Here is a 7,908-nt window from a genome sequence, read left to right as displayed (position 1 = left end):
ATGGGAACGACGCGACGACATCCACGAAGCCTTCCTCGGCCTCGCTACCTGCCTCATCACCCACCGACACGTCCAACGCCTTTGTTAGGACCTCTTAAAGCGGTCGGCTGATGGAGATCCGGGACAAGCTCGTTGACCGCAGCGCCGAGGCGGAAAGGGAGGGCTGGCTCGGCGAGATCGTAGGGCTCAGCGTCGGCCTGGCCGACGCCGAGTCCAAGATCAGCCAGATGGACACCGCGCCCCGCGGCGGACTGGTGAACCTCGGCCTGCCCGCTCTGCGGGTGGAACGATGACATGCAACCACGTAGGGCGCCCTACCAGGCTCTTGTCCGTTTGTTGGCGCATCAGCAGCTCACGGCAGCACACACTCCTCCTGAGCCCCGTCGGCATTCATGGGGGCCATCACCCCCGTCTCATCGACAGCCCCTCTCCGAGGCGGTGTGCAAGGTCGAGCAGGTCGGGCAGGTACAGCACGCGGCCGTCGAATCCTGGGAGGGGGACATGGAGCGGCTTGGTCCAGTGGGCGGGGATCGCGTCCAGTCCGTAATACGCCCCCGCGAGGCCTCCGGTCACTGCGGCGACGGTGTCCGTGTCACCGCCCAGGTCGATCGCCGCGCGTATCGCGTCTTCGAAGCTGTCGGTGGTGCGCAGGGCCCAGACTGCGGATCCCAGACAGGGCCAGACGGCACCGTTGAACTCGGTCGCCTGATCGGGGTGCCAGTCGGGCGCGAGGACGGTGTCGTAGCGGTCGCGGTGGTCGGGGTGGACAAGATCCAGGGCGTCCGGGAGCGCTGCGAGGGGGTCGGTGTCCTCGAACGTGACTCGGATGAGCTCATGGAAGATCGCGGTGCCTTCCCAGGCCGCGCGGTCCCCGTGGGTGAGGGCAGCGATACGGCGGGCCGCGTCCATGGTGGCTTCCTGGCCGGCGGCCGCGAAGTGGACTGCGGAGGTCGACGCGCGCATCAAGGAGCCGTTTCCCGCTGCTCGTTGGTTGACCTGGAAGTGGATCGCGGCGGCGAGGTCCCAGGGCATGCCGTTGGTCAGGACGTCTTCGGTCTGCAAGCCGATGTCCTTGGGCTGTGAGGCTGCCCACCGCTGGAAGCGGGCGAAAATGTCCGGCAATTCCAGTCCGCCCCGCTCCAGCAGCGACTCCGCGACCAGGACGGCCATCTGCGTGTCGTCGGTGGCCTCGCCGGGGTCCCAGCCACCGCCTCCGCACATTTCGCCACCGGCACCAGGCGCGGGAAACCGCGCGGAGAATGCGCCTTGGGGACCGAACTCGAACGGGCCGCCCAGAGCGTCACCCACCGCTGAGCCGACGACCGCGCCAGCGGCCCGCTGAATCCGCTTCATTCCCGCAGGTTATCTGCGTTACGCCGACGGCCGCACAGGCCTTTTCCTTGTCCGGCTCCCGAACCAGATCGTCGCCCGCGCAAGCGATGCGAAGGAGCTCTGAGCCGTAAAGGGGCCGACGACCGATCCTCCGGTGTCGGCCTCATCTCGTAATTCAGAGAAGTCACGAGACCGAGGCTGGTGGCGCCGTTCCACATCCACTGCCCCCTCCTCGCCTTCCGCGGCGTCGGCGGTACCCAGGCCGGCTGCCGGCGGATGACCGTGGCGGCGCGGGTTCCTCAGTCCTGGGCGGGGACGTCCAGGGCGGTCCCGTACAGGCGCGAGACCCGGAGCAGGATGGTCACGCGCCGGTCAGGCAGCGGCTGCTCGCCGGGGGCCGCCCCGTCGGCCGGGTCGACGATCTCCGCCTCTCCTTCCGCCACGGCGAACGACCAGATGTCCGGGCCGCTGACGTGCAGTGAGGCGTGCGGGTCCCGGCGCAACTGGCGGACCTTGAGGCGGTCGGCGGTGGAGGAGACCCGCAGGAGGCGTTCCTCGGCGTTCCAGTCGTAGAGGACGGTCGACAGGTGCGGGTGGCCGGTGCTCCTGACGCTCGCGAGTACGCCGAACTGCTGCTGGCTCAACAGCCGGGAGAGCTCCTGGTCGGTGAGCGCTCGGGGGGCCGGGCCGTCGTTCTGGGTGGTGCCGGTGGTGGTCTCAGTGGCGGTGTGCTCGCTCATGGCGGTCAGCCTTTCAACGCTCGGGGTGGGATGGGATGGCAGGTCAGACAGGTGCGGCGTGGACGGGGAGGCGGCTCATCGGCGGCGGGATCCAGGGCGGCCTGCCACTCGGGGCGGCGGGCGCGGCGCGCGATGACGCGGAGTCGAATGCAGCAAACGTGTGGTCTTCCCCCTGCCAGTTGTGTCGCAACAAGGAGACCTTAGCAGATAGTTTCGTTGCGGACTATTTGGTTCGGTCCATTCAGGTTCCGCTTGCGGGCCTACCTCGACCGGTGCGCCCTGCGGGCGACGCCCGGCCCCGGGCGGGGGCCGCCAGGTCGGCGTCGACCAGTCAATTCAGGGCTCAAGCAGGGCCGCCGCCCCTCGGGATTGATGACTGCCATCGCCTCGCGGAAATCCCGAGCTCACCGATGCCAACGCACCTGATCCTCGACCCACCCAGCCGATGATTTGCGCGGATCGGAACAGAACGACCCGACACCCCAGCAGGTCAACGGCTCACCATCAGACAGATGGGATGCATTTCGACACAACTGCGGCTCGTCGGACTCGGCCGGTCGGCCAAGGCGGCGGAGGAAATGCCGCGTACGTGAGACCGCGCGGCTGTGCCATCGATCCGCGACGGTGGAAGAACTGCTGCTCAGCGAGTCCGGCCTCTTCCACACGCGGCGAGACCCCACAGGTCCGACCTCAGACCTGCAGACCCTCGACGTGATCGCACGTCCCCGAGCAGGCGGACGTGATCAGGTGCGGGTAACCCGTACGCGCAGCTCGTACCGGGCGCCGGTGCTGATCGCCTGCGCCTGCCCGGCCAGGTCCGCACCGGTGAAACCGAGGAGAGCGGCATCGGCGGCCGCGCGGAGAAGCGGCACGTAATGGATGACTGCGAAGAGCGCGACCCGCTGGGCTGCCGTGGGCGAGGCCATGTCGGTCATGCCGTAGACGAGCCCATCCAGTGTCGCGCGGGCCGACTCCGAGACGCCTGCGTGCCCGTTGTAGCCGGCCCGGTCGCAGTCCGCCGGGCATCCTGGCCGGGATCTCAGACCGCCTGACGAGATACCGCCACCCCACTACGACGACCCGCCATGGGGTGAACCATACGGCTCACGACGACAGCGGGCCGACCTTGCACCCGCGCGCCATCCAACTGCGGATCCGGTTGCCGCCGTCGCTTTCCGCGATGTCGGCAAAGATGTCGAGAACCAGACTTCCCCCTCCATCCGGGCTGAGCCCGGGAACGATGACACGCAGGCCGTCTTTCGCCAGTTCGGCCTTGACATCGCCCATAACTCCACCCTCTTGGCGTCGTACGGTCGGTGCCCGCGAAGCCCGCGGCGCCCTTCAACCCGATTTAGTTGCCCTTCCGGGAAGCCGAGTAGCCCTCAGGACCGTCAAGGTCACCCCACCGTGCGAAGGTGGCGCCACTATTCGAACATGTGTTCTTATGGAGGGGTGGAAAGCGACATCTTCCCCTACGATCTCGTCCGCACCCAGAGGGCGTGGGCGGACACCTACGCACAGCTCGCGAACGTGGGCAACGGCAGCACCACCGTGCTGCGTCGGCGGCTGCTGCGACTGTCCGTGCGGCTGTGGTGGCATCCGTACTGGGCGACGCCTGCGGGCGGGCCGGCGGCTCGGGTCGCGCTGCGCGAGTTCGTCCACACCGGACGCGGGGAGGGGGTGACTGGGGCGTAGCGTCAGCGTGATCATGCGCGTGCGGTGCCGCCCGGACATCGGGCCCGAGGAGGACCGTATGCCTCTCGACGTCCTCATGGACGTCCCCCCTCGTGCAGCCCCTGCCGCCCTCGGCGGCCGTGGCGCAGGTGGGGGCGTGCTCCGGTTCCACGGCACGACGCCGGACGAACTCGCCCGGCGCATACGGGTGCGCTCCCTCCTGTACGGGATCGACCTGCGGATCGGTGGCGCTGGCACCTGGGCGGCGACCGCGACCGCCTCGGCCCGGACCGGGCCTGGCGGCGTGCTGTACCTACCCGATGCGCGGGCCGTGACCGCTTTCCTGGCTCGCCCCTGCCGACGCTGCGGTCGTGCGGTCACGATCTGCCGCGCTGGTATCGGTTCCTCTGGGCGTGCGACGTGGGGTGGGCGCGGGCGACGCGGACCGAGGCGCGGGACGTCGCCCGGTGGGTGCAGCTACCCGTTCCGCTTGACCGTTCCCGGCGCAACGGCCGGCAGATGCCCACCACAACCCGATGGAGCCGTTCACGGGAGAGCGCCAGGGCCGCTACCGGCCCCGCGTGCCCCGGCGGGTTCCGCGTCGGATCCCGGACGCCCTCTTCGACGTCGGATCCCGGACGCCCTCTTCGACGCGTTGTTCGCGGCCTTGAAGTACCACCGCGACCGAGCACTCCTGGCGGCGTGGGTGTCGACCGGGGCGCGGGCCGAGGAATTCCTGAGCGGGCGCCAGGGTGACGCCGACCTGGGACAGCAGCTGATGGGTTTGGTCCGTAAGGGCTCACGGGAACGGCAGGACTTGGCAGCGGCGCCGGATGTGTTCGTGTGGCTGCGGCTGTACCAGCAGCAGGCGTGGGAGCTAAGTCCGTGTCCTATGTGGTGAGGCGGTCGTTGAGCTCGTCATGGGGCGGGGTACGTGGAGTTGGATTGTTCCGGACGGGCTGTGGGAGATCGCGAAGCCGTTGATCCCGCCCTCTCGGGTGCGGCCGCAGGGCAGTGGGACGCAGGACACGCCTGATGAGACGCTGTTCGCCGCGAGCATCTACGTGCTGGTCTCCGGCTGCGCCTGGCGGGCCTTGCCACCCTGCTTCGGGATCTCGAAGTCAACCGCGCACCGCCGGTTCCTGATCTGGTCCCGGGCCGGCGTGTGGGGCCGACTGCACGAGGAGATCCTGCACTGGCTCGACGACGTCGGCCTGCTCGATCTCTCGCGTGCGGTCCTCGACTCCGCCCATGTCAGGGCGAAAAGGGGGGCGAACTCATAGGTCCGAACCCCGTGGACCGAGGCAAGGCGGGTTCCAAGATGCACGTCCTGTCGGACGCGGCCGGACTGCCCCTGGTCGTTGGCGTCTCGGCCGGCAACACCCACGACAGTCAGGCCTTGAAGCCCATGGTGCTCGGTCACCAAACGAGACACGACCCTCATCGCGGCCGTCACTTCAAGCCCCAGCATCTGCACGCCGACAAGGTCTACGACGTACCTGAACTGCGGAAATGACTCCGCGGCAAACGCATCGGCGTCCCGCATCGCCCGCAAGGGCATCGAGTCCAGTAAACGACTCGGGCGTTGCAGGTGGGTGATCGAGCGCACGATGTCCTGGCTCACCGAATACCACAGACTCAACCGCCGCTACGAGCGTCACCCTCGCAACTACCTGGCCTTTCTCGGCCTCGCCGCAGCCATCTGCTGCTACAAGCGACTCGTCCGCCTCACCACATAGGACACGGTCTCACTGGCTGGCCAAGTCCCACTACTCCGGCGCCTTCGCCGCCGTACTGCAGAACCCCGAGGACAAGAGCACCGTCACCTTCTCCGGGTTCGACCTGCTGGACCCCAACGACATCGGACCGATCCCCCAACCCCTCGCGGACATGCTCATCCCGCAGGACGGACCGAGCGTCCTGGTGGCCACCGGCCTCGTCCAGCACGGCACCACGACCCGCACTCCGGTGAACGCGTTCGGGGACGGCCAAGTCGGTCTCGGCGTGGCCGTCACCCGCGAACAGTTCTGGCACTGCACGGGAGAGTCCTACTGCCTCGCGCCCGGCGAGACCCGGACTGGCTCTATTCGCCGGTTGTGGTTCTGGCTCAACTTCTGTGGAGCGGTAACCCTGCGTGCTGCCGACGCCCCGCTCACCCACCCCGGGTTCCAGGTGGCGTCCCGCCCGTTCCGGGATCACCGCAGGCGTATTCCGGGCTACGCCTTCAGCTGCGTGCCTGTTGCGAGAGGATGGGGTGATGATCCGCCACGACCCTGAGATACAGGCCCTGTACCGCCGCTACTGCCTCCCGGCGCGCCGCTACCTGAAGCTCGGCGGAGCGGTACTTCGTATGGCACGCGAGGAGTACGAGCCGTTCGCTCATGCCCTGGCCGCTGATGCGAAGGCTGTTTCCGACGCCGAGCTCACCATCCTCTTCGAAGGCAGCTGGCGCGAGCGGCGGACCGCGGCATGGCTCGCCGCCGTCTCGCGCCGTGACCACTTTCGCGAGCGTCTGGGAGCGCTTCTGCTGGAGAGCGAGGTCTGCTGCGCCGGTGGGGCCTACGGCGTGGCGCTGGCGAGTTTCGGCACCGCACGGGACGCCGACCTGCTTGCGGCTTACCTGGATCGCTACCTGCGTCGGCCCGACCTTGCCTATGACCAGCCGACGGTCATGGGCGCCCTGGCGTACACCGACTCCGTCGTGCACGGCGACCAGGCCAACCATTTCCTCCAGGAGGGCGGTCTGTGGCAGCAGTGGTTCCAGGACGCACCCCATATGCAGGGCGATGACGGCATCTCCACCTACCTGGGCGGCATCCGCCTCGCCTGCGCCGTCATCGAGGAATGCGCCAACATTTGACCCCCATTGGCTTTGTTAGCTTTCAAAGGCCCTGGCTCAACGTCTGTGACGCGGCCGCTCTCCGTTACGCCAGTAAGACGCGCTTGCGGAGAAGTTGGAAGCCTGCCCGCCCGAACATCTGGCGCTTGAGCATCTTGATCCGGTTGGCATGTCCTTCGACCGCGCCCGAGCTCCAGGGCAGGGTCCATCCGGCGGTCACGGCGTCGAGGTCGCGATTGATGCCGGCAGCGAGGGTGTGAAGGCTGGGCAGGTCGTCCTGACGGACGGCGTCGAGCCCGTCCGGGAGGACTGGGCTCGCTCATTCGGCGTGCTGCGGCGGGCCGGCGTCGAGTGCACCGGCTCTTACGGAGCCGCCCTGACCCGTCACCTGCGGGCCGAGGGCATCGAGGTGACCGAGGTCAACCAGCACGACAAGGCCGCCCGACGTCGCCACGGCAAGACCGACGCCATCGACGCCGAGGCCGCTGCCCGCGCCGTGCTGACCGGACGCGCCACCGCCGCGGCGAAACCCGGCGACGGCCCTGTCGAGATGCTCCGGCTGTTCAAGCTGGCGAAGGGCTCCGCGATCAAGTCCAGGAACCAGGCGATCAACCAGGTCAAGAGCGTCCTGGTCTCGGCCGACTCCGCCCTCCGCGAGTCGCTGGCCGGGCTGAGCAACCCGCACCTGTTCAAGCGGTGCGCCGACCTCGACCCCCAGCGCGCGGGCGGGCCGGCCGGGGCCGCGCGTCACACCTTGAGGCTGCTGGCCCGCCGCATCCGGCACCTGACCGAGGAGGTCGACGACCTCAACAAGCAGATAGCCAAAGCCCTCGAAGTGAGCACGCCTGGTCTGCTGGAAGTTCGCGGCGTCGGCCCCGACAGTGCCGCTGCCCTGCTCATCTCGGCCGGCGACAACCCTGAGCGACTGGTTAGCGAGGCCTCCTTCGCGGCCTTATGCGGCACCAGCCCGGTCGAGGCGTCCTCAGGGAAGACACAGCGTCGCCGACTCAACCGCGGCGGCGACCGCCAGGCGAACGCCGCCCTCTACCGCATCGTCCTCAGCCGTCTGCGCTGGGACGGCCGCACCCGCGACTACCTGCAACGACGTCTGACCGAGGGCAAAACACGCCGCGAGATCATCCGCTGCCTCAAACGCTACGTCGCACGAGAGATCTACCGCCTTATCGTTCCGGCAGCCCCTCCGGCCGGCCCGACCGGTGTCGTTGGATCTCTGGGTTGGCATCCAGAGGGCATCAAACGCCCCGACCGCTACTTCGCCGCCATCACCCTCGCCAGCACCCTGATCCGGCTCGACCAATGATA

At 68.5% G+C, this 7,908-nt stretch carries 8 protein-coding genes and 2 pseudogenes; 5 read left to right on the top strand and 5 right to left on the bottom strand.

The annotated features are described in order from the left end of the window. Nucleotides 1–110: 110 nt before the first annotated feature. Nucleotides 111–293, top strand: a complete 183-nt coding sequence (locus tag ACF07V_RS36405; RefSeq protein WP_392160075.1) for a hypothetical protein — start codon at nt 111–113, stop codon at nt 291–293. A 109-nt stretch (nt 294–402) separates the two neighbouring features. On the opposite strand, the gene ACF07V_RS36400 is transcribed toward ACF07V_RS36405, so the two are convergent. From ACF07V_RS36400 to ACF07V_RS36385, 4 genes are all read right to left on the bottom strand, one after another. Further along, complete coding sequence (locus ACF07V_RS36400) at nt 403–1,353, bottom strand: ADP-ribosylglycohydrolase family protein (RefSeq protein ID WP_392160073.1); 951 nt, start codon at nt 1,351–1,353, stop codon at nt 403–405. A 278-nt stretch (nt 1,354–1,631) separates the two neighbouring features. Further along, nucleotides 1,632–2,072 carry a pyridoxamine 5'-phosphate oxidase family protein gene (locus tag ACF07V_RS36395; RefSeq protein WP_392160071.1) on the bottom strand — a complete coding sequence of 147 codons (441 nt, stop codon included), beginning with the start codon at nt 2,070–2,072 and terminating at the stop codon, nt 1,632–1,634. A 743-nt stretch (nt 2,073–2,815) separates the two neighbouring features. After that, nucleotides 2,816–3,007, bottom strand: coding sequence for a hypothetical protein (locus ACF07V_RS36390; RefSeq protein WP_392160070.1), 192 nt, complete (start codon nt 3,005–3,007; stop codon nt 2,816–2,818). Between the two features lie 169 nt (nt 3,008–3,176). Next, nucleotides 3,177–3,359: a hypothetical protein gene (locus tag ACF07V_RS36385; protein ID WP_392160068.1), complete on the bottom strand. Its 183-nt coding sequence runs from the start codon at nt 3,357–3,359 to the stop codon at nt 3,177–3,179. Nucleotides 3,360–3,524: 165 nt separating this feature from the next. Here ACF07V_RS36385 and ACF07V_RS36380 point away from each other — a divergent pair, with 165 nt between their 5' ends. The 3 genes and pseudogenes from ACF07V_RS36380 (at nt 3,525) to ACF07V_RS36370 (ending at nt 6,606) form a co-directional block, all read left to right on the top strand. Further along, nucleotides 3,525–3,767, top strand: a complete 243-nt coding sequence (locus ACF07V_RS36380; RefSeq protein ID WP_392160066.1) for a hypothetical protein — start codon at nt 3,525–3,527, stop codon at nt 3,765–3,767. Nucleotides 3,768–4,666: 899 nt separating this feature from the next. Further along, a pseudogene (locus ACF07V_RS36375) lies at nt 4,667–5,485 on the top strand (IS5 family transposase). 518 nt (nt 5,486–6,003) lie between these two features. Beyond that, nucleotides 6,004–6,606 (top strand): DUF6000 family protein, encoded by a 603-nt coding sequence (locus tag ACF07V_RS36370; protein WP_392160064.1) that lies wholly within the window; start codon nt 6,004–6,006, stop codon nt 6,604–6,606. Between the two features lie 64 nt (nt 6,607–6,670). On the opposite strand, the pseudogene ACF07V_RS36365 reads toward ACF07V_RS36370, so the two are convergent. Further along, nucleotides 6,671–6,829: pseudogene (locus tag ACF07V_RS36365) on the bottom strand (ISL3 family transposase); the annotation flags it as partial. Between ACF07V_RS36365 and ACF07V_RS36360 the strand changes: the two are divergent. After that, complete coding sequence (locus tag ACF07V_RS36360) at nt 6,755–7,906, top strand: IS110 family transposase (RefSeq protein ID WP_392160062.1); 1,152 nt, start codon at nt 6,755–6,757, stop codon at nt 7,904–7,906. The pseudogene ACF07V_RS36365 and the gene ACF07V_RS36360 overlap by 75 nt on opposite strands. Nucleotides 7,907–7,908 lie beyond the last annotated feature (2 nt).

The sequence above is a fragment of the Streptomyces sp. NPDC015661 genome, from assembly GCF_043077765.1.
GTDB lineage: Bacteria > Actinomycetota > Actinomycetes > Streptomycetales > Streptomycetaceae > Streptomyces.
The sequence above is the reverse complement of the archived record's forward strand: the minus strand, read 5'-3'. Positions and strand labels throughout refer to the sequence as shown.